The following is a 24,417-nucleotide window of genomic DNA, read 5'->3' as shown; positions in this document are numbered from 1 at the left end:
CCGCCCGGCATCCTGTACGTTCCTCTAAGGAGCAGAATCTCGCAGCCCAGGTGTTCGCCGGGTGCTACCTACGACCGTAATCCGGCCGTGACGGACGGGCTACGGGCCCGTGATCCGGCCGCCCGCTGGTGCGTAACACCGAGCACGGATGTTCGGGCACACTGTGACCCCCGGACCGACGGTCCGGTGCCCCCTTCCCCCCGATCCCCCCGCCCGAACCCCCTGCCGATCCCCCCGCTCGACCCCCTGATCCCCCCTCTCGATCCCCTCGATCCAGCCCCTAAGGAGTCCGCGGATGCGTGTCCGTGACCTGCTCGCCCCCGGCGCCCCGCGACTGCGCCTGCTCGCGGCCGAGGAAGAGCTGGACCGGCAGGTCAGCGGCGTGATGACGACGGACCTGCAGGACCCCGGCCGCTACCTGCACGGCGGTGAGCTGGTGCTCACCGGCATGCTCTGGCGCACGGTCCCGGCCGACTCCGAACGCTTCGTGCGGACCCTCGCGGCCGGCGGCGCGGTCGCCCTCGCGGCCGGCGAGGCCGAGGTCGGCCCGGTGCCCGAGGACCTGGTCGAGGCCTGCCGCCGCCACCGGATGCCGCTGCTGGCCGTCCCCGACGACATCGCGTTCGGCACCGTCACCGAGTTCATCGGCCGTCAGGTCTCCGCCGACCGCGCCGCCGACCTCGCCGCCCTGGTCGACCGGCACCGGCTGCTCGTCTCGGCGGCCGGCGGCGGCGGGCTGGACGCGGTGCTCGACCTGCTCGGCGGCGACCTCGACCTCGACTGCTGGGTCCTCGCCCCCACCGGCGCGGTGATCGCCGGCCCCGCCGACCGGCTCTCCGCCGAGGACCGCGACCAGCTGGTGCGCGCCCACCTCGCCGCCCAGCGCCAGCGCCGCCGCCCCCCGCACCGGGTCCGTCTGGCCGCCGGCTCCTACTCGCTGCTGCCCGCCGCGGCCTCCGCCGAGCACGAGGTGCCGCTCGCCGACTGGATGCTCGCGGTCGCCGGCGACATCACCGAGTGGACCACCAAGCGCCAGCAGCTCGCCGAGAACCTGGCCCGGCTGGTCGCCGCCGAGCGCCACCGCCGCGACGAGGGACGCCGGCTGCGCCGCCGCCTCGCCGACGAGGTGCTCGCACTGCTGCGCCGCGACGCCGACCCGGCCGAGATCAGCCGCACCCTGTACGCCTCCTCGGCGATGGCCGCCCGCTACGAGGGCCCCGAGTCCAAGTCCCCGGCGGAGGACGCCTCCTGGCTGGTGCTCAGCGCCGAGGGCACCGGCCTGCCCGAGGGCAGTGTCCGGGCCGTCCTGGAGGAGGCGCTCGGCACCACCTCCGACCGCGCGCTGGTCGCCGGGACGGGCGCCGGCGCCGTCGTGGTGCTGCCGGCCCCGGACAGCCCGGTGCCCGCCGACGCCCTGCGCGACCTGCTCGCCCCGCTGGAGGCCGGGCTCGGCTCCGAGGGCCGGATCACCCTCGGGGTCTCCGCCCCCGCCTCCGAGGCCGGCGGCCTGCGCGGCGCCCTGGAGGAGGCTCGGCACGCCCGCCGGATCGCCGCCTCCCGGGTCGGCCGGGTCTGCGTCGCGGGCCCCGAGGAACTCGCCTCGCACGTCCTGCTGCTGGCGGCCGTCCCGGACGAGGTCCGCCGCGCGTTCCGCAGCCGGCTGCTGGACAAGGTGATCGCGTACGACATCGAGCACCAGGCGGACCTGGTCCGCACCCTGGAGGCCTTCCTGCGCTCGGACGGCTCCTGGACCCGCTGCGCCGCGCAGCTGCACGTCCACGTGAACACCCTGCGGTACCGGATAGGCCGGATCGAGGAACTGACCGGGCGTGACCTCTCCCGGCTGGAGGACCGGGTGGACTTCTACCTGGCGCTCGAACTGGCCTGACGGGGGCTCCGGCACGTGCGAGGGCCCGCCGCGATCGATGTCGCGGCGGGCCCTCGTCGTGCGGTCGCCGGGCGGTCCGGTCGTCCGGTGGTCGTGCGGTCGGCCGCTACTGGGCCGGGATGATCGAGGTCAGCCACTGGAAGGCGCCGGGGACCATCTTCTTCCACATCTCGGTGGTGTGCGGGCCGGTGCCCTCCTCGACCTGGACGGTGGTCGGGGCCTTGGCGGCGCCGCGGATCGCCTCGCCGTCCTCGTAGCCGTCGCCCTTGGCGCCGCTGATCAGCATGGCGACCTTCGGCGGCTGCTGGGCGGCCTTCAGGATGGTGACCGGGTTGTTGGCCTCGCGCAGCTTGGGGTCCTTGCCGACCAGCGAGTCCTTCTCGGTCGCCGGGTCGTTGTAGCCGGACATCGCGATGGCGGCGCGGTACCGGTTGGGGTGGGCCAGCGACAGCTTGGCCGCGCAGTGCGCACCGGCCGAGTAGCCGGCGATCGCCCAGCGGTCCGCGGACGGGTCGGCGCGGAAGTTGTCCAGCACCATCTGCGGGACGTCGCGGGTGATCCAGGCGTCGGCGTTGATCTTGCCGGGGATGTCGGTGCAGCCGGCGTCCTGGCTCTGGCCGAGCAGCAGGGTGCGCGGCGAGACCAGGATGAACGGGGCGACCTTGCCCTGCTGCATCAGCGGCTTGAGCTGCTCGGAGACCTTGAGCGTGCCGTACCAGGTGGAGGAGGAGCCCGGGAAGCCCGGGATCAGCTCGACCACGGGGAACTTCTTGTCCTTGAACGCCGGGTCGTTGTACTGCGGCGGCAGCCAGACCAGCACCTCGCCGTCGACGCCGGAGACCTGGCCCTTGAGGGTGGTCTTCTGCACGTCGTTGGGCACCGCCGGGTCGTTCACGCCGCCGAAGCTCTGCTTCACCTTCGGCGGTTCCTTGGCGGCGTCACCGCTCCCGCCCGCGCCGGCCGCGTCCGCCGGCGGCACCGGGGGCACCGCGCGGACGTGGTTGCCGGTGCCGAGCAGGTCGTCCCAGCTCCCGTAGATCAGGTTGGCGTTGTTGACCATCACGAAGACCATCAGCACGGCCGTGACCTGGCAGAACATGATCATGACGATCCGGGTGAGGGCCTTCACCGGCTGCGGGCCGCCGACCTTCCCCCAGAACAGCAACGCCACTGTGATGGACACCGGCACAAGGATGACGGTGAGGATGAGGAATGGCGTACCTGTCAGTTCCATCGCGTTCTCGTATCCGGGTCGCTCGCCGCCCGGGCCCCAGTCGCCCGAACGCACGTCAATGTCATCAGACGGGGAGAACCGGGGATCGGTTGCCGTCCGAATCTGTGCGGAACCTGAGAGGAACATCACGTTCGCGTGATGAACCCCATTCGGATCGGCGCCTAGTCTGTCATCCGGACGAAGGTCGTCCGGACCAGATGTTCAGCGAACTTCCAGGAAAGGTCCCCCGGGGCACCTTACCTCCCAGGGCGTTCCGGCCGCCGGGCGAGGCGGTGCGATCGCGCACGGGCGGGCCAGGGAGACTATGGGGATGAGCATCACCCGCTTTCGCCCGTCCCGACGCCTCTGGCCCGTGTGCGCCGTCCTGGCCCTCGCGGTCACGGCGGCCGGCTGCAGCAGTACCGGAGGCAGACGCGCCGAGGAGGCCCGCGCCAAGGCCGCGGCCGCCGGCGGCAGCGCCGTCACCACCCCGCGCTGGAAGGTCGCCATGGTGACCCACTCCGGGGCCGGCGACGCCTTCTGGGACACCGTGCGCAAGGGGGCCGAGCAGGCCGCCGCCAAGGACAACATCACCTTCCTGTACTCCAACGACGCGCAGACCCAGAACCAGGTCCAGCTCGTCCAGGCCGCCATCGACCAGAAGGTCGACGGCCTGCTGGTCACCCTCGCCAAGGGCGACGCCATGGCCGACGTCCTCGCCAAGGCCAAGGCCGCCGGCATCCCCGTCATCACCATCAACTCCGGCCAGGAGTACTCCCAGAAGTTCGGCGCGCTCACCCACATCGGCCAGGACGAGTCCACGGCCGGCCAGGCGGCCGGCGCCGAGCTGGCCAAGCGCGGGCGCAAGAACGTGCTCTGCGTCATCCACGAGCAGGGCAACGTCGGTCAGGAGCAGCGCTGCTCCGGCGCCCAGTCCAAGGCCGGCGGGTCCTTCCAGGTGCTCTACGTGAACGGCGTCGACATGCCCGACGCCCGCGCCGCGGTCTCCGCCAAGCTCCAGGCCGACCCGAGCATCGACACCGTGCTCACCCTCTCCGGCCCCATGGCGGCCACCGGTCTGCAGGCCATCCAGGACGCCCGCCGCCCCGTGGAGCTGGACACCTTCGACCTGGGACAGCAGGTGGTGGCCGGGCTCAAGTCCGGCAGCGTCGGCTTCGCCGTCGACCAGCAGCCCTACCTCCAGGGCTACGAGGGCGTCGACCTGCTCTGGCTCTACAAGTCCAACCTGGACATGCTCGGCGGGGGCAAGCCGGTCGAGACCGGCCCGCAGATCCTCACCAAGGAGAACGCCGACGCGCTCGCCGAGTACGTCGCGAGGGGGACCCGGTGAGCAGCTCGGACCTCCTCGCCCAGGACGGCCTGCTGCAGGACCGTCCGGCGGCCCTGCGGCGGCTCCTCGCCCGCCCGGAGCTGGGTTCGCTGATCGCCGCCGTCGCGGTGTTCGCGGTCTTCGCCGTCGCCGCCGGGCCCTTCCTGCGGCTCGGTTCGCTGGGCACCGTGCTCTACGCGGCGTCCACCATCGGCATCATGGCGGTGCCGGTCTCGCTGCTGATGATCGGCGGCGAGTTCGACCTCTCGGCCGGCGTGCTGGTCACCACCGCCGCGCTGACCTCCTCGATGGTCTCGTACCAGTTCACCGCGGTGACCTGGGTCGGCGTCGTGGTCTCGCTGGCGACCACGCTGGCGATCGGCTGGTTCAACGGCTGGATGCTCGGCCGCACCAGGCTGCCCAGCTTCATCGTCACCCTCGGCACCTTCCTGATGCTGACCGGCGCCAACCTGGGCGTCACCAAGGCGGTCTCGGGCACCGTCTCCACCAAGCCGATCGCCGACATGGAGGGCTTCGAGTCCTGTCGCTGGCTGTTCGCCTCCGAGGTCACCATCGGCGGACTGACCGTCAAGGCCACCGTGTGGTGGTGGCTGGGCCTGCTGGTGGTCGGCAGCTGGGTGCTGCTGCGCACCCGCTTCGGCAACTGGATCTTCGCCGTCGGCGGTGACGCGGACGCCGCCCGCGCGGTCGGCGTGCCGGTCGCCCGGACGAAGACCCTGCTGTACCTGGGCGTCGGCTTCTGCGCCTGGGTGCTGGGCCAGCACCTGCTGTTCTCCTTCGACACGGTGCAGTCCGGCGAGGGCGTCGGCAACGAGCTGATCTACATCGTGGCGGCCGTCATCGGCGGGTGCCTGATCACCGGCGGCTACGGCTCGGTGGTCGGTTCCGCGCTCGGTGCGCTGATCTTCGGCATGGCCAGCAAGGGGATCATCTACGCGGAGTGGAACCCGGACTGGTTCAAGTTCTTCCTCGGCGCGATGCTGCTGCTGGCCGCGCTGTTGAACGCCTACGTCAAGCGCCGGGCCGAGCGGGGGCCGCGATGAGCACCGAACACGTGACGAGCACCGAACCGGCGGGCACCGAACTGCTCTCCCTCGACGGCGTCGGCAAGAGCTACGGCACCGTCCGGGCGTTGCAGGACGTCTCGCTGACCCTGCGGACCGGCGAGATCAGCTGCGTGCTCGGCGACAACGGGGCCGGCAAGTCCACCCTGATCAAGATCATCTCGGGACTGCACCGGCACGACGCGGGCAGCTACACCGTGGGTGGCGAGGAGGTCGCCTTCGACTCCCCGCGCCAGGCCCTGGACCGCGGCATCGCCACCGTCTACCAGGATCTCGCCGTCGTCCCGCTGATGCCGGTCTGGCGCAACTTCTTCCTCGGCTCCGAGCGGGGCACGCGCCGCTGGGGCGGCCTGCGCCTGGACGCCGACGGCATGCGCGCCACCACCCGCGAGGCCCTCGCGAGGATGGGCATCGACCTGCACGACGTCGACCGGCCGATCGGCACCCTGTCCGGCGGCCAGCGGCAGTGCGTGGCGATCGCCCGCGCCGTGCACTTCGGCGCCAAGGTGCTGATCCTGGACGAGCCCACCGCCGCGCTCGGCGTCAAGCAGTCCGGAGTGGTGCTCAAGTACGTCACCGCGGCGCGCGACGCCGGGCTCGGGGTCGTGCTGATCACCCACAACCCGCACCACGCGTACCTGGTCGGCGACCACTTCACCCTGCTCAAGCGCGGCCGGATGGCGGGCAGCCACCCGCGCGCCGAGATCAGCCTGGAACAGCTCACCACCGAGATGGCCGGCGGCTCCGACCTCGCCGAGCTCTCGCACGAGCTGGCCCGTCCCTCCGTCCCCGACTCCCATGAGGAGCGTCCGCAGCCGTGACCAGCCCTCAAGGCAGCACCCGGCCGCCCGTCCTGCCCACCCTGCTCGGCCTCGGTCCGCGCGCCGAGCGCCGCCGCCGTGCCCTGCCCGCGGGGATACTGCGACTGCCCACCATCGGCGTCGACATCGGCGGCACCAAGGTGGTCGCCGGGGTGGTGGACGGCGAGGGCAAGGTGCTGGAGAAGCTGCGCACCGACACGCCGGACAAGAGCAAGAGCCCCAAGGTGGTCGAGGACGTCATCGTCGAGCTGGTGCTGCAGCTCTCCGACCGTCACGACGTCCACGCCGTCGGCATCGGCGCGGCCGGCTGGGTCGACGCCGACCGCTCCCGGGTGCTGTTCGCCCCGCACCTCAACTGGCGCAACGAGCCGCTGCAGCAGGCGCTCAGCGAGCGGCTGCGGTTCCCCGTGATCGTGGAGAACGACGCCAACGCGGCGGCCTGGGCCGAGTGGCGCTTCGGCGCCGGGCGCGGCGAGGACCACATGGTGATGCTCACCCTGGGCACCGGCATCGGCGGCGCGGTGGTCCGGGACGGCTACGTCGACCGCGGCAAGTACGGGCTGGCGGGCGAGTTCGGGCACATGCAGGTGCTGCCCGGCGGCCACCGCTGCCCGTGCGGCAACCGCGGCTGCTGGGAGCAGTACTCCTCCGGAAACGCGCTGGTGCGTGACGCGCGCGAACTGGTCGCCGAGGAGTCCCCGGTGGTGCAGCCGCTGCTGGCCCGGGCGGGCGGGACGGTCGAGGGCATCACCGGCCCGCTGGTCACCGAGGCCGCGCAGGACGGCGACCCGACCGCCATCGAGCTGCTGTACGAGGTCGGCACCTGGCTGGGCGTCGGCATCGCCAATCTGGCCGCCGGGCTGGACCCGGGCCGCTTCGTCATCGGCGGCGGCGTCTCCGAGGCCGGCGACCTGCTGCTCGGGCCGGCCCGCGACACCTTCCGCCGCACCCTCACCGGCCGCGGCTTCCGCCCGGAGGCCGCCATCGTGCACGCCGCCCTCGGCAACGAGGCCGGCCTGGTCGGCGCCGCCGACCTCGCCCGGCAGGTGGCCCGGCGCTTCCGCACCATCAAGCGGCGGCGGGTGGAGCGCAGCGCGCTGTAGTGCGCCGTGGTGGTGGGGGCTGCGGGGCGGTGGTGGGGGATGCCGGGTGCTGCCCGGGGGCGACAGAGTTCAGCGGACAGATGATGAAATCTGTTCGCTGAACTCTGTTTGCTGAACTTTGTCCGCTGAACTTTGTTCGCCGAACTCTGTCGTCCGTGCTTCCGTCTCGTCAACTACCCGCCGGTAGCGGCACCGTGTGGTTGTCGGATCATCCCTCCTGTGGAACAACTGAGTTGACGTCGACTCAGGAGGACTCGGATGAGGGCTCTGACCCGTCTGGCACCACCACTGCTGCTCACCACCGCACTGGTCTGGTCCACCGCGCTGCCGGCCGGGGCCGCGGCCCCGCCGCCGAAGGTGCCCGAGGCGGTCGGCTGGGGCGGAGCGGTGGCCACCGTCGACGCCGACGCCACCGCCGCCGGGATCGAGGTGCTGCGCAACGGCGGCAACGCCGTGGACGCGGCGATCGCCGCCGCGGCCGCCCTCGGGGTCACCGAGCCGTACTCCTCCGGCATCGGCGGCGGCGGGTACTTCGTCTACTACGACCACGCCACCGGCCGGGTGCACACCATCGACGGCCGGGAGACCGCCGGCCGCACCGCCGACACCGGGCTGTTCCTGGAGGACGGCAAGCCGCTGCCCTTCGCCGACGCCGTCACCAGCGGCCTCTCCGTCGGTGTCCCCGGCACCCCGGCCACCTGGGACGCCGCGCTCCGCCAGTGGGGCACCCGCTCGCTCGCCCGGGCCCTCGAACCCGCCGAGCGGATCGCCGACAACGGCTTCGTCGTGGACGAGACCTTCCGCGGCCAGACCGCCGACAACCAGGCCAGGTTCAAGGACTTCCCGGCCACCGCCGCGCTCTACCTGCCCGGCGGAAAGCCCCCCGAGGTCGGCAGCGTCCTGCGCAACCCGGACCTCGCCGCCACCTACCGGCTGCTCGCCAAGGACGGCGTGAAGGCCTTCTACCGGGGGAAGTTGGCCGAGGACGTCGTCAACACCCTGCAGCACCCGCCGGTCGACCCGGCCTCCGGCCGCAACGCCCGCCCCGGCAAGGTGGACGCCGCCGACCTCGCCGCCTACCGGGTCCGCGACCAGGCCCCCACCCACGTCGCCCACGGTGCCTACGACGTCTACTCGATGGCCCCGTCCAGCTCCGGCGGCACCACCGTCGGCGAGGCGCTGAACATCCTGGAGGACGGCGGCGACGTCTCTGCGTACAGCGGCACGCAGTACTACCACCACTTCCTGGAGGCCTCCCGGATCGCCTTCGCCGACCGCAACCGCTGGGTCGGCGACCCGGCCTCCGTCGACGTTCCCACCAGGCAACTGCTGTCCGAGCGCTACGCCGCCTCCAGGGCCTGCCTGATCAGCCCCGACCACGCGCTGACCAGCCCGCTCGCCCCCGGCGACCCGCGCCACCCGGCCGACTGCGCCGACACCGGCCAGGCCGTGGCCGAACCGTACGAGGGCCCCAACACGACCCATCTGACGGTCGCCGACCGCTGGGGCAACGTCGTCTCCTACACGCTCACCATCGAGCAGACCGGCGGCAGCGGCATCACCGTCCCCGGCCGCGGCTTCCTGCTCAACAACGAGCTGACCGACTTCGACTTCACCCCGCTCGCCCCCGGCGTCCCCGACCCCAACCTGCCGGGCCCGGGCAAGCGGCCGCGCTCGTCGATGTCGCCGACCGTCGTGCTGCGCGACGGCGAGCCCTTCCTCGCCACCGGCAGCCCCGGCGGCGCGACCATCATCACCACCACCCTGCAGGTGCTGCTCGGGCGGCTGGACCGCGGCCTGAGCCTGGAGCAGGCGATCGCCGCGCCGCGCGCCAGCCAGCGCAACACCGCCGCGACGCAGGCCGAGCCCGCCTTCCTGGCGCTGCCCGAGCGGGCCGGGCTGGAAGCGCTCGGGCACGCCTTCGCCGGCGTGGCGGAGATCGGCGCCGCCACGGGCGTGGAACGGCTGCCGGACGGGCGCTGGGTGGCCGCCGCCGAACCGGTGCGGCGCGGCGGCGGCTCGGCCGCGGTGGTCCGGCCCGCACGCTGACCCGGCCGTGCGAACGCCGACCGGTCGGTGGTGCGGCCGGTGACGCGGTGGCTCGGCCGGTGACCCGGTCGGCGGCCGCACGCCGGGGCCGTCCGGATTGTCAGTGCCGGACGGTATGTTCGGGGTGGGCCTCCCTCACGAGGGTCGGCCCGCCCCGTCAGCACCCCGCCAGCACCTCGTCAGCACCCCGTCCGTACCGAACCACCGGGAAGGCCGCCCGCCGTGACCGTCCGCATCGCCACCTGGAACATCAACTCCGTCACCGCGCGGCTGCCCAAGCTCCTGGAGTGGCTGGAGAGCGCCAAGCCCGACGTGCTCTGCCTCCAGGAGCTCAAGTGCGCGGCCGACGCCTTCCCGTACGACGAGGTCCGCGAGCTCGGCTACGAGACGGCCGCGCACGGCACCGGCCGCTGGAACGGCGTCGCCATCGTCTCCCGGCTCGGCCTGGAGGACGTCGTGCGCGACCTCCCCGGCCAGCCCGGCTACCTCGCCGACGGCGCCCTGCTGCCCGACGTCGAGCCGCGCGCCATCGCCGCCACCTGCGGCCCGGTCCGGGTCTGGTCGGTCTACGTGCCCAACGGCCGCGAGGTCGGCCACGCGCACTACCACTACAAGCTGGAGTGGCTGGAGGCGCTGCGCAAGGCCTCCGTCGAGGACGCCGCCGGCGCCCGTCCGTTCGCCGTCCTCGGGGACTTCAACATCGCCCCGTCCGACGAGGACGTCTTCGACGTCGCCGCCTTCGAGGGCCTCACCCACGTCACCCCGGTCGAGCGCGCCGCCCTGGAGGCCCTCGGCGAGATCGGCCTGCACGACGTCGTGCCGCGCCCGCTGAAGTACGACCGTCCGTACACCTACTGGGACTACCGCCAGCTGGCCTTCCCCAAGAACCGGGGCATGCGGATCGACCTCACGTACGCCAACAAGGCCTTCGCCGACGCCGTCACCGACAGCTACGTCGACCGCGAGGCCCGCAAGGGCAAGGGCACCTCGGACCACGCGCCGGTCGTGGTGGACCTCGACCTGTGAACACCCGATCGCCGGGGGCTGCCGGGCCGCCCGCCGGTGACCTCCGGTAGCGGCGCGGTAACCCGAACGGTCCTGAGCGCTGGCTGAGTGCGGGGCGGGTGCCTACCGTCGGTGAATGACCGGGTGCGGTTGATCGACCACGTGGACATGGGAGTCCCCGGCTGCGCCCGAGAATCCCGGAGGTTCCGGCATGCGCCCCATGCGTACGGCCGCCGCCGCCCTGATCGGCGCGACGGCGCTGACCGGCCTGACGGCCCCCCTCGCTTCCGCCAGGGACGGCTCGGCCTCGGTCAGCCCGTCCCAGGCCGCACCGGGCCAGACCGTGACGGTCACGGTCTCCTGCGAGAAGTCGGACAAGCCCGACGCCAAGACCATCACCGCCCACTCCGCCGCCTTCGAGGGCGGCCCGGCGACCCTCACCCTCGGCCAGGACGGCAAGCACACCGGTTCCGCCCGGTTGGCCTCCCAGCAGTCCGGGGACAGCAAGGTCGACGGCACCTGCCCGGACGGCGGCGCCTTCTCGACCACGGTGACCGTCGCCACGGTCACCTCCGTCACCCCCGCCACCCCCGCCACCCCCGACAAGAGTCTCGGCGACTGGGGCAAGGCGGCGGGGGAGTGGGCCGGCTCGCTCGGGCAGTCCGGCGCCGGCAGCCAGCAGGTCGCCCCGCACGGCGCCGTGCAGACCGGCCTCGGCGGCTCGGTCGCGGAGAACCCGGCGGAGCTGGCCGGTGGCCTCGCCCTGGTCGCGGGAGGCGTCGGCGGCTTCTGGCTGCTCCGGAGGCGCGGTGCCTGATGGCGTCCCCGATACCCCTGTGCCGCACCGCCGGACCCTGACGGGACCGGCGGTGCGGTGCGGTGTCGGGCGGTCCGCCGGGTCGGCAGGTCCGCCGGGTCCGCCGGGTCCGTAGTTCGGACGGGTCGCAGTTCGGGCGGGTCGAACGGCTCAGACGGTCCGGGGCTCCAGCGGCGCGACTCCGGTCCGCCGGGCGAGTCCGCTCCATTCGGTGGTGCCGTCCTCCTGGGCGCGTCCCTCCTCGTGCGCGAGCAGGCCGCTGGCCAGCAGGTACTGGGCCAGCACATAGGTGGCCATGATCCAGAACTGATGCCCCGGCAGCTCCCGCCACTTCGCCAGCTTGGTGGCGATCAGCGTGTCGGAGAGCAGGAACAGCGCCCCGCCCAGTCCGGTCCGCCAGCCCAGTCCGGCCGAGGTGACGGCCGTCGAGGTCAGCAGCAGGCTGTAGCCGGCCACCGGGACCCGCAGGTCCCCGAGGTCCGGCCAGAGCTGACCGACCAGCGCCACCCAGGCCGTCGCGTACGCGGCCGCGACGACGAGGGCGCGCCGGCGGTCGGTGAGTGCCCCGCGCTGGACGAACATCGTCACGTAGCAGACGTGTGCGGCGGCGAAGGAGCCCATGCCGGCCAGGAACGCGGGGTCGTTCTTCAGCTGGAGCAGCACGTCTCCGCCCGCGCTCAGCAGCAGCGCCGGTGCCAGCAGCTTCGGCGCCTCCCGCTCGGCGGTCCTGGCCGCCGCCACGCTGTGGGCCGCCAGCAGCGGCATCAGCGCCGGCTTGGTGGCGTTCTGCAGCACCGACGCGCCGGACAGGATCGAGCCGAGGTGCGCCGCCGAGGTGGCTGCGAATCCGCCCAGCAGGCCGCCGGCCGACCGCAGGCGTGCACCGAGGACGGCACGGGTGGTCGTACGAATGCTCATGTGCACCTCTTGGTGAATCGCTTGCGGGGCTCGCTCATGCCGGCGTGGCCTCCGGGGCTCGGGCGGTGGCGGATCCGTACCGGTGGTGGCGGGTCCGTACCGACCCTAAGGGAGCCGAACGGGGGCCGGAAGGGTAGGTTACCGGTGCGTAACCCGGGCGGCGTCGGGCGGGTGACGGCGCGGCCGGGGAGCGGTGGGCCGCGGAGCGGAGGGGCAGCGGCCGATTCCAGGGCTCTTGCGGAGACTTCCTCAGGAGGGCGGTTGCTGCCACCGGGTGACCCGGGCACCGTCTACTCTGGACTCCGACATGGATCAGCAGGAGTACGCGGTCGGTGCCACCCGGGTGGCGGCCGGTCGGCCGAACGGACGTACGGGCGGGGCAGGTCGGGGGACCGCCGCCGCCGTCCTCGCCGTACGCGAAGCCGCGCGGGCCGATGCGGCCGACGCCCTCGATGCCGCCGGCGCCGCCGACACCGCTGATGTGGAACCCGGGACCGGCGCCGCGGACGGTGCCGACGACGCACAGGCCGCCGGTGGCGCCCACGGTGCTGCCCGGGATGTCGCCCTCTCGCCCGACCCGGGGCTGCTGCGGCTGGCCCACTGGTTCGCGGCCGCGACCCCCGCCGCCGCCGACGACCTCTGCACCGCCTCCTTCGGTCTCTACCCCGCCCGCCACCTCGGCGCGCCGGCCGAGCCCGCCGACCCCGACGTCAGCTGGTGGCACGGACCCACCGCCCACGGCTTCGCGTCCGCGCGCTCCCGTGAGGGCCGCGCCGACGGCGGACTGCGCCGCGCCCGGCGCGACTCCGCCGAGCTGCCCGTCGTCCGGTCAGGCGCCAAGCCGGGCAGGCCCGGCAGGCACCGCAAGCCCGAGCGCATCCCGCTGATGCCGGAGGAAGCCGCGAGTGCGGGCCCGCCTCCGCCCGTGGTCGCGCAGGATCGTTCCGGCGAGGAGCTCCCCGCCGCCGAACGCCGGATCGCCGCCCGGCTGTTGCTGGCGCACCCGCTGGTCACCGCCTCCGGTCCGCACGCCGACGGCTTCCCGCTGATCCGCCGTCACCGCGACTGGCTGGCCGAACGCTTCGACACGCTGCTCGGTTACCGCCTCGACGTCGGCCCCTGGCACGCCCGGCTGTGCAAGGCCGGCCTCGGCCTCGGCGCCGCCCGCCGCCTCGAACACCCCGTCACCGGCGCGCCGTTCACCCCCGGCGGCTACGCCCAACTCACGCTCGCCCTGGCCCTGTTGGTCGACGCCCCCGAGCAGCTGGAGTACCGGAGGCTGCTCGACGCGATGCGGGCCGCCGCCCCCGGGCTGACCGCCGACCCGGCCGACCTCGACATGGCGCTGGCCGCGCTGGCCGGATGGCAGGTGCTCGGCGAGCTGCCGACCGCCCCCGCCGCCGATGCCCCTGCCGACCCCTCCGCCGACACCTTCGTCCTGACCGTGGACCGCGAACTCGCGCGCGCCGTCCCGGTCGGCCCGCCCGCCCTGGCCGCCGACGCCGCCGACCTCGTCCGCCGCGCCGCCGAGGCCGAACCCGCCACCGCCGTCCGCCGCCTCCTCGCCGAGACGCCCGCCGTCCTCGCCGCCGACCTCCCCGAGGACTGCCGCACCTGGCTGCACGAGCACCGGCTCAGCGGTCCCGCCGCGCTCGCCGACTTCCTCGGCCTGGAGACCGAACTGCGCGCCGAGGGCGTCGCCCTGCTCGACCCGGCCGCCGAACTCACCGACCTCGCCCTCCCCGGCGCCGGCACCCTCGCCCAGGCCACCCTGCTGCTGGTCGAGCGCCTGGTCGAGGAGGTCCGCCCGCTGCCCGCGGAGACCAGCGAGGGCGACGTGCCGATCGCCGACGCGCTGATAGACGGCGTCCTCGGCGACATCACCGACGAGTACGGCCTCCCGGCCCGCTACCTCTCCGACCGCACCGCCCTGCGTCGCGACGCCCTGGACCTCCTCCACCGGCTCGGCCTGATCACCCCGACCCCCCAGCCCAAGCGCCCGCCGACCTGGCACCTGCGCCCCCACGCCGCCCGCTTCGCCCCCGCCCCGGACCTCCAGCCCACCCCCGGCACCGGCCGCCACTCCCGCCCGGCCCCGTTCATCCCGTCGCCCCCGGGGCCCCGCGCCGGGCAGCGCGCGTAGCGCCCGCCCGGCGCCCTTCATCCGTCCGGCGGCCGGCACGGGCAGGGCGGTAGCGGTCGGCACGGTGCCGAGCAGGGGTCGGTGGGTGCCGGCCCGGTGCGACCGAGGCTTCCGTCCGGTTCCGGGGCCCGGCTACGTGGCCCGGTTACGGGGCCCGGCTACGTGGCCCGGTTACGGGGCCCGGCTATGGGGCCTGGCTACGGGGTGGGCGGATGGGGGCCGGCTGCGCGAGCGAGCGTGATGGCTTCGTCGACCTGGCGCCGGTCGTAGCCGCGGCGGACCAGGTCGAACTGCGGGCGGTCGGGGCGCCGCTGCGCCGGCAGTGCGAAGTACTCGTCGACCTGGGCCCGGTCGTAGCCCCGCCGGGCCACGTCGAAGCCTGAGCGCGGCGCTCGCCCGGCATCCGTCGGGCTGCCACTGCCCCGGAGTCCGTCCTCGACCATCTGTCCTCCCCCGACCGGAACGTTTCGGCCCAGCATGGCACGGTGCCGGCGGACGGCTGCCGTGGACGGCGGCTCCGTCACGGGGCCGGGAGGACGGGGGCCAGGAAGACGGAAGCACCGCGCCCGGACTGCGGGCGGCGGTGCTGGGAGCCGGGGTGCGATTACTTGCCGGCGGTGGCGGTGGCGCTGACGAGGGAGCCGTGTTCGACGGTTTCCACGGTGGCGCCGACGCCCAGGGTGCCGAGGGCGATGGAGGCGAGGACGGCGGTGCAGGCGAGCAGACGACGGTGCCGCTGCGGGAGCGGGAAGCGCGGTTCCTGGTAGGGCGCCTGAGGGCTGGCGTTCATGACCCGGAGGTTGCCATTGCGGCGTGAACGGTCGGTACGCGCGGGTGAAGTCCGGACGGGGGTTGGGCGTCGGTTGGCCGCGTACGCCCCACCCCTCCCGAGCGGGGCGTACGCGCTGGTCAGCGCCGTGTCGATCGATCGCCGACGGCGACCCGGGCGGTGACTCGGGCGCCGACCCGGGCGGTGACCCGGGTGGCGACTTCCCGGAGGCCGGCCGGGACGGCGGAGGGGTGTCCCGTCAGGCTGCGTGTTCCGCGTCAGGGCCGTGCGCGGTGGCGATGTAGTGGGAGAGGGCGACGCGGTTGCCGGTGAAGTCGTCGATCCGGGCGTCGAGTTCGGCGAGCTCGCCGCGCAGCGTGGCGAGCAGGTCCGGACAGGCCTCCAGGACCGGGACCGGGCCGGTGGCGCAGGGCAGCAGTTCCCCGATGACCCGGGTGGTCAGTCCGGCCGCCAGCAGGCTGCGGATCTGCCACACCCGTACGGTGTCCTCCTCGCCGTACTCGCGGTAGCCGGCCGTCGTGCGGGCGGGCCGGAGCAGGCCCTGCTCCTCGTAGTAGCGGAGCAGCCGGGTCGACACCCCGGTCAGGCTGGCGAGTTCTCCGATGCGCATGATCGGGCGAACGTCGCGGTCGGTCGGGGTGTTCCCGCCCGCCCGGCCCTCGCGGACGGGCTCTCGCGGACCGGCTCTCGCGGCCCGGCTCTCGCGGCCCGGCCCGCTCGGTCAGCCCTCGTCCAGGCCCTTGACGAACTCCATTACCACGCCGCGCAGTTCGGGCAGCGCCTCGACCACCGGCAGGTGCCCGCTGGAGAGGCGGACGTAGCGCGCGCCGGGGATGCCCTCGGCCAGCAGACGGTGCTGGGACGGGGGGACGAGCATGTCCTCGGCGGTGCCGACGACCAGGGTCGGCATGGCGATCGCGCCCAGCTCCGCCCGCACGTCGGCCTCGGCGGCGAGCCGGAACTGCTGGCGGAAGCCGTCCGACAGTGGGGACTTGAGTGCCTCCAGCAGCCCGGCGAGCTGTTCGGCGGGCAGGGCGTCCACCCAGGTCCCGCCGAGCACGACGGTGAGCACCAGGCGGGCGAGGTCGTCGGGCCGCTCGCCGAGGTCGACGATCAGCTCGGAGAGCAGCCGCATCCGGGCCGAGCCGCCGGCCACGCCGGCGAGCAGCAGCAGCGAACGGACCCGCTCGGGGTGGCGGGTGGCGATCCGGACGGCGACGGCGGCGCCGAGCGAGTAGCCCGCCAGGTCGAAGGTGTCCAGGCCCTCCGCGTCGGCGGTCGCGACCAGCCGCTCGGCCAAGTCGTCCAGGGTGGGGCCGCCGGGTTCGAACGGGCTGTCGCCGGAGCCGGGGTAGTCGGGGGCGACGACGGTGCGGTGGACGGCCAGGTCGGGCAGCAGCGGGCCCCAGTTGTCGCGGGCGCTGCCGCCGGCGCCGTGCGCGAGCAGCAGGCCGGGGCCGGAGCCCTGGACGATCCGGGCGAGCGGGGCGGGGGTGGACGGCATGACGGCGCTCCTTGGTGGGCGGTGGATTCCTTCGACAGCGAGGACGGTAGGTGTTCACACCGGTGGGAAGGTCAAGCGCGGGCACCGGACCGGCGCCGGGGGACCGCGCCGTACGCCCGGGGGCGCGCGGTACGCCGGGAGGCGCGCCGGACGCGGGGGCGCGCCGGAAGCGGGCCGGCCGCCCCCGCCGTGGTTACGTACCGCGCAGGAACGCCTACGCTGGGAGCACGGAGCGCGGTTCGGGCACCGTACGAACGCTCTCCGCCGCCGGGGCGCCCACCGTGCCCGCGTCGGCCGCGCCGGTGTTGCCCCGGGCCGGGTGGTCGCCGAGGAGGTGCCAGGCCCCATGTCCGGAAACGCCGCGTCCGGCGGTGCCACGTCCGGCAGCGTTCCGTCCTTTGATGCCACGCCCGGTGATGCCGTGTCGGGCAGTGCCACGCCCGGTGATGCCACGTCCGGTGATGCGACGCCCGGTGACGCCAGGTCGGGGATCGTCAAGCCGCTGCCCGCCGAGTGGTTCGTCCCGCACGGCACCAACGCCGAGATGCGCTGGGAGGCGCTGCGCGACGCCGAGGGCCGGCCGACCGTCGGCCGGCACGTGCCGGTGGAGCGGTTCTTCGTCCGCAACCACACCGGCACCCCGCTGATCGACGCCGACACCTGGCGGCTGCGGCTGTTCGGCAGCGGTCTGCGCGGCGCCCCGACGGCCGAACGGCCCGTGGAGTTCGACCTGGCGGCGCTGCGGGCGCTGCCCGCGACCCGGATCAGTGCGGTGATCGAGTGCGCCGGGAACGGCCGTGACTACTTCCGCCGCCAGCAGGGCCGACGCGCTCCGGGCACCCCGTGGACGCTCGGTGCGATCGGCTCGGCGCTCTGGCGGGGCGTCCGGCTGGCCGAGGTGCTGCGGGCGGCCGGACTGACCGGCGAGGCGGTCGACGTGCTGCCGACGGGCCTGGACGCGCACTACGTCGTCGACGGCGTCGACCACGGCCCGGTGCGCCGCCCGCTGCCGATCGCCAAGGCGCTGGAGGACGCGCTGCTCGCGTACGAGATGAACGACGAGCCGCTGACCCCCGACCACGGTGCGCCGCTGCGGCTGGTGGTGCCCGGCTGGGTGGGCATCGCCTCGATCAAGTGGGTCGGCAGCATCGAGGTCGCCGACCACCCGCTCCACTCGCCGTGGAACACCGACTTCTACCGGATGTTCGGCCCCGACCACCCGCCGGGCGGCGGCGCGCCGCTCACCGCGCAGGTGGTCCGGAGCGCGTTCGAACTGGCCCGGGGCGCGGTGCTGGAGGCCGGTCGCGTCCACCGCTTGCACGGGCGCTCGTGGTCCGGCACGGCGGCGGTGCGCCGGGTCGAGGTGAGCACCGACGGCGGCCGGACCTGGCGGCGCGCCGTGCTGCACGGCGGGTCGCGTGCCGACGACTGGACGCGCTGGAGCTTCGACTGGCGCCCCGGGCGGCCCGGCCGGTACGAGCTGCGCGCCCGCGCGACGGACCGCCGGGGCAACGGCCAGCCCGAGCGGGCGGTCCTCAACCGGGAGGGCTACCTGTTCGGCGCGGTGGTGGCCCACCCCGTGACGGTGGTCTGACCGCGCGCTTCGGCTGCCCGGTCCGGCCGCGCCCGTGCCCGTGCCCGTGCCCGTGCCCGCTCCCGGGCTCGGAGCGCCGACCCGACCCGCCTGAGGGTCGGTCGGCGGTCCGGCCAGGGCCGGGCGGGAATCAGCCGGTGGACTGGACCTCGTACGGGGCCGGGTACTGCGTCTCGTACGGGGTCAGCACCAGCCGCACCACGTCCTCCAGCCGCCGCCGGGCGTCCCCGAGGGTGGTGCGGCCGGTCACCCAGGCGGTCAGCTCGCCCTGCCAGGCATGGGCGACGATGTGCCGCACCAGGTCGCTGGACGCGGCCGGCACGTCGGCCGTCACCGCCTGTAGAGCGGTGCTGTCGGCCCGGGCCATGCCCTGCAGCGCCTCGCTGGCGAACGGATCGGTGGAGGCGGCGACGGCCACCCGTAGCCGGGCGAGTTCGGGCTGCCGCTGGTAGGCCCGCATCCCGCCCCGGACGAACCGGACCGCCCGGTCGGTGTCCCCCAGCCCGGCCCGTGGCCCGCGCAGCTCGGCCACCAGGTCGGCCAGCAGCAGGCGGTGCCACTCGGCGATCGCCGCCGCCAGGAGGTGGTCCTTGGACGAGAAGTAGCGGTACGCCGTCCCCAGGGCGACTCCGGACCGCTCGCAGACCTGCTTCATCTGCAGCCGCTCGACGCCGATCTCGTTCACCAGGGCGAGCGCGGCCGCGATCAGGCTTTCGCGGCGTTCGAGCTGACGCGGAGACATCGCCTCCACCGGCCGTGGTGACAGGTCAACCTTGGTCACCCGCACCATGATACGGGCCGGGGCCGCTCAGGAGTATGACGCCGACCGGCCCCCTTCCGTTCGCCCAGGGGTCACCCGGGTGCGGCAGGGCCGGGGCCCGTCTTCAAACCCTCGCCTGCGGGGCGGCGTTGGGGCCCTAGTCCTGCCGGCGGATCAGCGCTTCCTGGACGGCCGAGGCGACCAGTCGGCCGTCCCGGTCGTAGAACTCGCCGATGGCCAGTCCGCGGCCGTCCGAGGAGGACGGGCTGCGCTGGGCGAACAGCAGCCACTCGTCGGCCCGGAACGGGCGGTGGAACCACATCGCGTGGTCCAGGGAGGCCATCAGCAGTGTCGGCGGCTCGGTGCGCTGGAAGAAGTTCGGCTGCTCGTCCAGCCCGGCGGTCGAGGCCAGGGTGAGGTCCGACAGGTAGGCCAGCGCGCCGGCGTGCAGCAGCGGGTCGCCGTCCGGCAGCCGGGAGGCGGTGCGCATCCAGACGAAGTGCTGGAGCAGCCCGGGGACGGACGGCGGCACCCCGGGAGCGCCCGGCGGGACGAAGCGGACGTCGAGGTCGCGGAAGCCGCCGGTGAGGGCGACCGTCCGGCGGACCTCCTCGGGCGCGTTGGCGACGGCGTCCGGCAGCGACTCGGGGCCGGGCAGCGGCGGCATCTCGCGGTGGCGGTCGGCGCCCGGCTCGGGGTGCTTGAGGGAGACGGTGAGCGAGAAGATCTCGTTCCGCTTCTGCACCGCCGTCACCCGGCGGGTGGTGTACGAGACGCCCTCGCGCACCCGCTCGACCACGTAGTCGATCGGGCGGGTCGGGGTGCCCGGCAGCAGGAAGTAGCCGTGCAGCGAGTGCACCGGGCGGCGGTCCTCGCAGGTGCGCCCGGCGGCGACGATCGCCTGTGCGGCGACGTGGCCGCCGAAGGCGCGCATCGGGGCACCGGCGTGGCAGTAGCCCCGGAACGTGTTCTCGTCCAGCTGCTCCAGCTCCAGCAGCTCGGCGAACGGGGAGGTCGGTCGGGTGTCCGGGGCGGCCGGGGCGGGCGGTGCGGTCAGGTCGGTCACGAGGTCATAGTGGCAGAAGCCAACCGTGCCGTGGTGTGACCTGGATAACTCGGCCGACCCCGAAGGCGGTGTAGAACACGTTCCAGTCCGGCCGTGCCCCGCCGGACTGTCAGACCCCTCACCTAGCGTGTTCGCCATGACGCAATCCGCACACGCGTACGCCTATCTGCGTCCGTCGGCCGTCCTGGACGGCGCCGACGGCCGGCGCCTCGACCTGGCCACCTCCGGCGGCGCCACCCCGCTCGGCGCCACCGCCAACCCGCGCTTCTTCGCGGGCTTCCTGGCCGATCCGGCGCCGGCCGCCGCGGCGCTGCTCGCGGTCGCGGACGTCGCCGCCGCGCGCTACCACCAGCCGCAGCTGCGGGCCTCGCTCGACCCGGTGGTGACGGCCAACGGGGACCGGCTGCGCTTCGAGTCCTTCTCCGGCTGCTGCGGCGTCTACGCCCGGCTCGACGTGCTGCAGGCCGGGCTCGACGGCGGCGAGATCGGGCACGGCACCACCAACGTGGACGTCAACAACCCGCTGCGCGAGGCGCTGACCAGGATCGGCCCCGCCGACCCGCTGCACCTCGCGGTCGGGCCGGACGCGCTGGAGGTCACGAGTTTCGACGGCCCGCTGGTCGAGAAGAAGGTGCCGCTGCCGGAGCGGTGGCTGCGCGGCTTCGCCGAGACCCAGGTCGTCGCAGCCGGGTTCGAGCTGCGCGCCGAACTGCCCGCTGCCGAGGCGGTGCGGTTCCTGCGCTCGCTGCCGCGCGGTGGGCGCGGCGGCGTCGGCTGGGTCGTCCCGGCCGGGCGGTCGCTGCGGCCGACCACCCGGCCGGTGCCCGGCGCGGTCTGCCTGCCCGGGCCCGAGCGGCTGGCGGCACTGCTGGGGGCGCCGGCCGGAGGCGGGGGGAGGGTGCTGCGGCACGCGCTCGCCCTGCGGGTGTACGCGCCGGTGGCCACCGGGGAGCCGACCGCCTCCGCCTGGGAGGTGGTGCTGCCCGGCATGCGGCTCACCCTGACGCTGTCGCCCGACGCCTCGCGGGGCTTCTCCGGCGAGGGCGGGGTGCTGGACGCGCTCGCCACCGGTACGGCCGAGCGGGACGCCGAGCTGGTGTCGGTCCTGCTCGCCTGGGAGCCGCGGATCGAGGTCGGGGACCTCGCCGAGCAGTCCGGTCTGAGCCCCGAGCGGGTGCGCGCGGCGCTCACCAGGCTCGGCACCGGCGGGCAGATCGGGTACGACACCGCCGAAGCCGCGTACTTCCACCGTCAGCTCCCCTACGAGGCCGGGCACGCCGAGGCCGCCAACCCGCGGCTGCGGGCGGCCCGGGCGCTGGTCGAGGCGGGAGCGGTGCGACTGGAGGAGGGCGGCGCGACGGCCGTGGTCACGGTCGACGACCACATCCAGCGGGTCCGGACGGACGAGGCGGGGCGGACCGGCTGCACCTGCCTGTGGTGGGGCAAGTACCGCGGCGGGCGCGGGCCGTGCAAGCACGCGCTCGCGGTCGGGATGGTGCGGGCGTCGCAGGTGGCGCAGCCGGCGGGGGCGCAGGCCGCGGAGACGCAGGGGGCCGGAGCGTGAGGACGACCACGGACACCGGGCGGCCGGGCCCGGTCGAGGAACTGCTCACCACCGTGCGGTCCGGGCGGTCGGCGCGGATACCGGAGCTGCTGGCCGGGCTGGACGCCGCGCAACGGCGGGCCTGCCTGCCCGGGCTCAAGGAACTGCGCAAGGAGCTGCGCCAGGACTGGTCGCAGGACGCGGCCGAGACCAAGGGTCGACTGCTGGTGGCCGGGGCCGCCTGCCACGCCGGCCCGGCCGGCGCCGCCGTCTGGCTGGGCGCCGCCGACCTCGGCGTCCGCGACTGGGCCCGCGACCCCGTGCTGAACGCGGTCGTCGAGGCCCAGCCCCAGGAGTGGCAGGTCGAGGTCGTCACCCGGCTGGCCGCCCGGCCGGCGCACCGGTGGGGCTGGTCGATGTACCCGCTCATCGAGGCGGTGGTCCGGCGCACCGGCTGCGCGGTGCCGCGCGGCGAGGCCTTCGTCCGGGCCTGGCTGAACCGCACCCTCGAAACCGGCGGCCCCCGTCCGACCCTGGCCGACAAGGCACGCACGGACCCCTTCGCCCCGGTGCTGCTCCCCGAGCTGTTCGAACTCGCCGACGTCGGCCACCCGCTGATGTCCCGGCTGAGCCCGCGCCCCGGCGACGTCTGGACGGAGGCGCTCGGCGAGCTGGCCGCGGCCGGGCTGCTGGACCGGGCGGCGGTGCTCGACCGCTGCGTGGCCCGGCTGCTGCGCGGGGGCAAACCGGCAGACCAGCGGGCCTTCCTGGACGTGCTGCGGGCGCTCGCCCCGACACCGGGGGAGTACGCGGCCCGGGTGCGGGACGTGGTGGCCCTGCTGGACGGGCCGTCGGTGATCGCCGGGCACGCCCAGGAGGTCCTCGCGGAGCTGGACGAGGCCGGGCTGATCGAGCCCGAGGTGCTCCACGAGGCCTCGGAGGTGGTGCTGTTCCGGACGGAGAAGAAGCTGGTGCGGGCCCAGCTCGGCCGGCTGGAGCGGGCCGCCCGGCGGGCCCCCGAGCGCTCCGGGCCGGTGGTGCTCGCGGCGGCCCGGGCGTTCGGCCACGCGGACCCGGGCATCCAGGAGCGGGCGCTGAACGTGGTGGCCCGTCACCTCGGGGCGGCGGGCGGGGAGGTGCTGCCGGAGCTGCGGTCCGCGGCCGAGGCCCTGAACCCGGTCCACCACCGCCGGGCGGGCGAACTGTTCGGCGCACCGGTCGGAAGCGGCGAGGACGACGCCCCGGACACCGGGTGGACCGAAGTCCTCCCGCCCGTCCCCGTGCCGAGCCCGCTGGGCGCGCCGCTCGCCTCGGCGGCCGAGCTCGCGGAGGAGCTGTCCGCCCTGCTCGCGTCCCGGGAGCCCGGCGTCGCGGCCTTCGAACGGGTGCTGGACGGGCTCGTCCGGCAGTCCCACCTCGACCGGGCCGCGCTGATCGAGGCCCTGGAACCGGTCCGGCGCGCGCACCCGTGGAGCGGCACCGACCAGTGGGGGGACTGCGAGCCCCGGGACGTCCTGTTCGTGGTGGCCGCGGTGGCGGGCGAGACGCCGCCGCACCGGCTCTGGGACGCCCTGCGCGGACGGGGCGGCTCCCCGCTGCGCGGCGCGCACGTCACCGTCCACGGCACCGTCATCGCCGCCCGGCTGGAGGAGGCGGCCTGGCAGGTGACCGCCACCCGGCCGCCGTACCTGCTGGCCACCCCGACGGACGCCACCGGCGCGCTGGACGCCGCCGTACTGGTCGAACGGCTCGCCGGGTACGAGGCGGCGGGCGTCGCGCCGGGGCAGGTCGACCTGTCCGCCGCCCTGCTGCGGGTCGGTGTGCGCACGGACGGGGCGGTGGTGAGGGCGGCGGACGCGCTCACCTCCCCGGCCGGACGCCGGCTGGCGCACTGGCTGCGCACCGGTGGCCTGCCCGGACAGCCGTCCGAGCGGGTCGTGTTCGCCCCCGGCCGGGGTGTGCGGCGGGCCAACGTGTACGGGGACCGCTGGTGGGAGGACGTCCAGCGGACCGCCGTCGCCCAGCCGGGCATCGGCACCGGGCCCGCAGGGCCGGACGGCGAGCGCCTCCGGCCCGAGCTGCGGGCCCTGTTGGAGGCCACCGAGCCCAGCGTCGCCCGCGCCCGCAAGGTGTACGACTGGAGCCGGCGGCCCCTGGCGCACTGGTTCGCGATGCTGCCCTGGCACCGGGAGGAGCTGGCCGCGCGCTGGCTCGACCCCTTCGCCGCGGGCGCCGACCGGGACGAGCGCGGCACCGGCCGCTACCTGCCGCTGCTCGCCGAGTCGGGCGGCCCGGCCGGGCCGGCGCTGCACCTCGCACTGGCGTACGGCCTGGGCGCCCGGTACGCCGAGGACCGGACGGCGGCGGTGGACGCGCTCCTGGTGCTCGCCGCGCGCGGGGAGCTCGACGGCGACCTGCTCGGGCGGGAGCTGGGTGGGCTGGTGGCCTGCGGTACGGTCCTGGCCACCCGGCTGGGCGCGGCGCTCACCCTGGCGGCGGAGACCGGTGCCCGGGCGACGGTGTGGTCGGTGCTCGGTCCGGCCCTGCCGGGTCTGCTGGGCGGGGCCGAACCGTCCCTGCGGGGGCTGGGCGACCTGGTCGCGCTGGCCGCCGACTGCGCCCGGCGCACCGGGGCCCGCGGGCCGCTGGCCGAGGTGACGGCGCTGGCGGAGCGCGCCGGGTCGAGCCGGTTGGTCAAGGAGGCCCGGGCACTGCGGGACGTCCTCGCGGGGTGAGGTGGGGGTGGGGGCGGCTCACGGCCGGCAGCCGACAGCCGACAGCAAACAGA

At 74.9% G+C, this 24,417-nt stretch carries 20 protein-coding genes; 12 read left to right on the top strand and 8 right to left on the bottom strand.

Annotated features, from left to right (window positions below; translation table 11 throughout):
* Positions 1 to 295 precede the first annotated feature (295 nt).
* The gene (locus ACIRST_RS33115; RefSeq protein ID WP_350525515.1) at positions 296 to 1,888 is read left to right on the top strand and encodes a helix-turn-helix domain-containing protein; all 1,593 of its coding nucleotides are present in this window, start codon (positions 296 to 298) and stop codon (positions 1,886 to 1,888) included.
* 106 nt (positions 1,889 to 1,994) lie between these two features.
* Here ACIRST_RS33115 and ACIRST_RS33110 read toward each other — a convergent pair whose 3' ends face one another.
* Positions 1,995 to 3,071 carry an alpha/beta hydrolase-fold protein gene (locus ACIRST_RS33110; protein ID WP_350525516.1) on the bottom strand — a complete coding sequence of 359 codons (1,077 nt, stop codon included), beginning with the start codon at positions 3,069 to 3,071 and terminating at the stop codon, positions 1,995 to 1,997.
* 361 nt (positions 3,072 to 3,432) lie between these two features.
* Here ACIRST_RS33110 and ACIRST_RS33105 point away from each other — a divergent pair, with 361 nt between their 5' ends.
* From ACIRST_RS33105 to ACIRST_RS33075, 7 genes are all read left to right on the top strand, one after another.
* On the top strand, positions 3,433 to 4,452 hold the full coding sequence (locus tag ACIRST_RS33105) for a sugar ABC transporter substrate-binding protein (protein WP_350525517.1): 1,020 nt from the start codon (positions 3,433 to 3,435) through the stop codon (positions 4,450 to 4,452).
* The gene (locus ACIRST_RS33100) at positions 4,449 to 5,495 is read left to right on the top strand and encodes an ABC transporter permease (protein WP_350525518.1); all 1,047 of its coding nucleotides are present in this window, start codon (positions 4,449 to 4,451) and stop codon (positions 5,493 to 5,495) included. Before ACIRST_RS33105 ends, ACIRST_RS33100 begins: the two co-directional genes overlap by 4 nt.
* Positions 5,492 to 6,337: an ATP-binding cassette domain-containing protein gene (locus ACIRST_RS33095; RefSeq protein ID WP_402806962.1), complete on the top strand. Its 846-nt coding sequence runs from the start codon at positions 5,492 to 5,494 to the stop codon at positions 6,335 to 6,337. The genes ACIRST_RS33100 and ACIRST_RS33095 overlap by 4 nt, the downstream gene beginning before the upstream one ends.
* On the top strand, positions 6,334 to 7,440 hold the full coding sequence (locus ACIRST_RS33090; RefSeq protein WP_350525520.1) for an ROK family glucokinase: 1,107 nt from the start codon (positions 6,334 to 6,336) through the stop codon (positions 7,438 to 7,440). The genes ACIRST_RS33095 and ACIRST_RS33090 overlap by 4 nt, the downstream gene beginning before the upstream one ends.
* Positions 7,441 to 7,698: 258 nt before the next feature.
* A complete protein-coding gene (gene ggt / locus ACIRST_RS33085) occupies positions 7,699 to 9,489 on the top strand; it encodes a gamma-glutamyltransferase (RefSeq protein ID WP_350525521.1) in 1,791 nt (596 codons plus the stop codon).
* A 222-nt stretch (positions 9,490 to 9,711) separates the two neighbouring features.
* Positions 9,712 to 10,515 carry an exodeoxyribonuclease III gene (locus tag ACIRST_RS33080; RefSeq protein WP_350525522.1) on the top strand — a complete coding sequence of 268 codons (804 nt, stop codon included), beginning with the start codon at positions 9,712 to 9,714 and terminating at the stop codon, positions 10,513 to 10,515.
* Positions 10,516 to 10,705: 190 nt separating this feature from the next.
* A complete protein-coding gene (locus tag ACIRST_RS33075; RefSeq protein WP_402806958.1) occupies positions 10,706 to 11,311 on the top strand; it encodes a hypothetical protein in 606 nt (201 codons plus the stop codon).
* A 150-nt stretch (positions 11,312 to 11,461) separates the two neighbouring features.
* On the opposite strand, the gene ACIRST_RS33070 is transcribed toward ACIRST_RS33075, so the two are convergent.
* Positions 11,462 to 12,229 (bottom strand): lysoplasmalogenase, encoded by a 768-nt coding sequence (locus tag ACIRST_RS33070; RefSeq protein ID WP_402806955.1) that lies wholly within the window; start codon positions 12,227 to 12,229, stop codon positions 11,462 to 11,464.
* 307 nt (positions 12,230 to 12,536) lie between these two features.
* Here ACIRST_RS33070 and ACIRST_RS33065 point away from each other — a divergent pair, with 307 nt between their 5' ends.
* The gene (locus ACIRST_RS33065) at positions 12,537 to 14,372 is read left to right on the top strand and encodes a DUF2398 family protein (protein ID WP_402806952.1); all 1,836 of its coding nucleotides are present in this window, start codon (positions 12,537 to 12,539) and stop codon (positions 14,370 to 14,372) included.
* A gap of 197 nt (positions 14,373 to 14,569) precedes the next feature.
* Here the strand turns inward: ACIRST_RS33065 and ACIRST_RS33060 are convergent, their stop codons facing one another.
* The 4 genes from ACIRST_RS33060 to ACIRST_RS33045 all read right to left on the bottom strand — a co-directional run bounded on the left by ACIRST_RS33060 (position 14,570) and on the right by ACIRST_RS33045 (position 16,666).
* A complete protein-coding gene (locus tag ACIRST_RS33060; RefSeq protein WP_402806950.1) occupies positions 14,570 to 14,815 on the bottom strand; it encodes a hypothetical protein in 246 nt (81 codons plus the stop codon).
* A 161-nt stretch (positions 14,816 to 14,976) separates the two neighbouring features.
* A complete protein-coding gene (locus tag ACIRST_RS33055; RefSeq protein WP_350525527.1) occupies positions 14,977 to 15,162 on the bottom strand; it encodes a hypothetical protein in 186 nt (61 codons plus the stop codon).
* Between the two features lie 238 nt (positions 15,163 to 15,400).
* Positions 15,401 to 15,772, bottom strand: coding sequence for a MerR family transcriptional regulator (locus ACIRST_RS33050; RefSeq protein WP_402806947.1), 372 nt, complete (start codon positions 15,770 to 15,772; stop codon positions 15,401 to 15,403).
* 111 nt (positions 15,773 to 15,883) lie between these two features.
* On the bottom strand, positions 15,884 to 16,666 hold the full coding sequence (locus tag ACIRST_RS33045) for an alpha/beta fold hydrolase (RefSeq protein WP_402806944.1): 783 nt from the start codon (positions 16,664 to 16,666) through the stop codon (positions 15,884 to 15,886).
* 346 nt (positions 16,667 to 17,012) lie between these two features.
* Here ACIRST_RS33045 and ACIRST_RS33040 point away from each other — a divergent pair, with 346 nt between their 5' ends.
* Positions 17,013 to 18,260: a sulfite oxidase gene (locus ACIRST_RS33040; protein WP_402806941.1), complete on the top strand. Its 1,248-nt coding sequence runs from the start codon at positions 17,013 to 17,015 to the stop codon at positions 18,258 to 18,260.
* 130 nt (positions 18,261 to 18,390) lie between these two features.
* Here ACIRST_RS33040 and ACIRST_RS33035 read toward each other — a convergent pair whose 3' ends face one another.
* Both ACIRST_RS33035 and ACIRST_RS33030 read right to left on the bottom strand, forming a co-directional pair.
* Positions 18,391 to 19,041 carry a TetR/AcrR family transcriptional regulator gene (locus ACIRST_RS33035; RefSeq protein ID WP_350525531.1) on the bottom strand — a complete coding sequence of 217 codons (651 nt, stop codon included), beginning with the start codon at positions 19,039 to 19,041 and terminating at the stop codon, positions 18,391 to 18,393.
* Positions 19,042 to 19,177: 136 nt separating this feature from the next.
* Entirely contained in the window at positions 19,178 to 20,086 is a 909-nt protein-coding gene (locus ACIRST_RS33030; protein ID WP_402806939.1) for an acyl-CoA thioesterase, read from the bottom strand.
* Between the two features lie 136 nt (positions 20,087 to 20,222).
* Between ACIRST_RS33030 and ACIRST_RS33025 the strand changes: the two genes are divergently transcribed.
* Complete coding sequence (locus ACIRST_RS33025) at positions 20,223 to 21,650, top strand: SWIM zinc finger family protein (RefSeq protein ID WP_402806937.1); 1,428 nt, start codon at positions 20,223 to 20,225, stop codon at positions 21,648 to 21,650.
* Positions 21,647 to 24,364, top strand: a complete 2,718-nt coding sequence (locus tag ACIRST_RS33020; protein ID WP_402806934.1) for a DUF6493 family protein — start codon at positions 21,647 to 21,649, stop codon at positions 24,362 to 24,364. The genes ACIRST_RS33025 and ACIRST_RS33020 overlap by 4 nt, the downstream gene beginning before the upstream one ends.
* Positions 24,365 to 24,417: the final 53 nt, after the last annotated feature.

It is taken from the genome of Kitasatospora sp. NPDC101447 (assembly GCF_044767225.1).
Classification (GTDB): domain Bacteria; phylum Actinomycetota; class Actinomycetes; order Streptomycetales; family Streptomycetaceae; genus Kitasatospora.
This window is presented reverse-complemented; position numbering and strand designations above follow the sequence as displayed.

Excerpts from the sequence above, each read along its gene's own strand:
- ggt (WP_350525521.1), top strand. The coding sequence starts at position 7,699 with ATGAGGGCTCTGACCCGTCTGGCACCACCACTGCTGCTCACCACCGCA.
- ACIRST_RS33115 (WP_350525515.1), top strand. The coding sequence starts at position 296 with ATGCGTGTCCGTGACCTGCTCGCCCCCGGCGCCCCGCGACTGCGCCTG.
- ACIRST_RS33075 (WP_402806958.1), top strand. The coding sequence starts at position 10,706 with ATGCGCCCCATGCGTACGGCCGCCGCCGCCCTGATCGGCGCGACGGCG.
- ACIRST_RS33095 (WP_402806962.1), top strand. The coding sequence starts at position 5,492 with ATGAGCACCGAACACGTGACGAGCACCGAACCGGCGGGCACCGAACTG.
- ACIRST_RS33025 (WP_402806937.1), top strand. The coding sequence starts at position 20,223 with ATGACGCAATCCGCACACGCGTACGCCTATCTGCGTCCGTCGGCCGTC.
- ACIRST_RS33045 (WP_402806944.1), bottom strand. The coding sequence starts at position 16,666 with ATGCCGTCCACCCCCGCCCCGCTCGCCCGGATCGTCCAGGGCTCCGGC.
- ACIRST_RS33105 (WP_350525517.1), top strand. The coding sequence starts at position 3,433 with ATGAGCATCACCCGCTTTCGCCCGTCCCGACGCCTCTGGCCCGTGTGC.
- ACIRST_RS33050 (WP_402806947.1), bottom strand. The coding sequence starts at position 15,772 with ATGCGCATCGGAGAACTCGCCAGCCTGACCGGGGTGTCGACCCGGCTG.
- ACIRST_RS33065 (WP_402806952.1), top strand. The coding sequence starts at position 12,537 with ATGGATCAGCAGGAGTACGCGGTCGGTGCCACCCGGGTGGCGGCCGGT.
- ACIRST_RS33060 (WP_402806950.1), bottom strand. The coding sequence starts at position 14,815 with ATGGTCGAGGACGGACTCCGGGGCAGTGGCAGCCCGACGGATGCCGGG.
- ACIRST_RS33040 (WP_402806941.1), top strand. The coding sequence starts at position 17,013 with ATGTCCGGAAACGCCGCGTCCGGCGGTGCCACGTCCGGCAGCGTTCCG.
- ACIRST_RS33070 (WP_402806955.1), bottom strand. The coding sequence starts at position 12,229 with ATGAGCATTCGTACGACCACCCGTGCCGTCCTCGGTGCACGCCTGCGG.
- ACIRST_RS33055 (WP_350525527.1), bottom strand. The coding sequence starts at position 15,162 with ATGAACGCCAGCCCTCAGGCGCCCTACCAGGAACCGCGCTTCCCGCTC.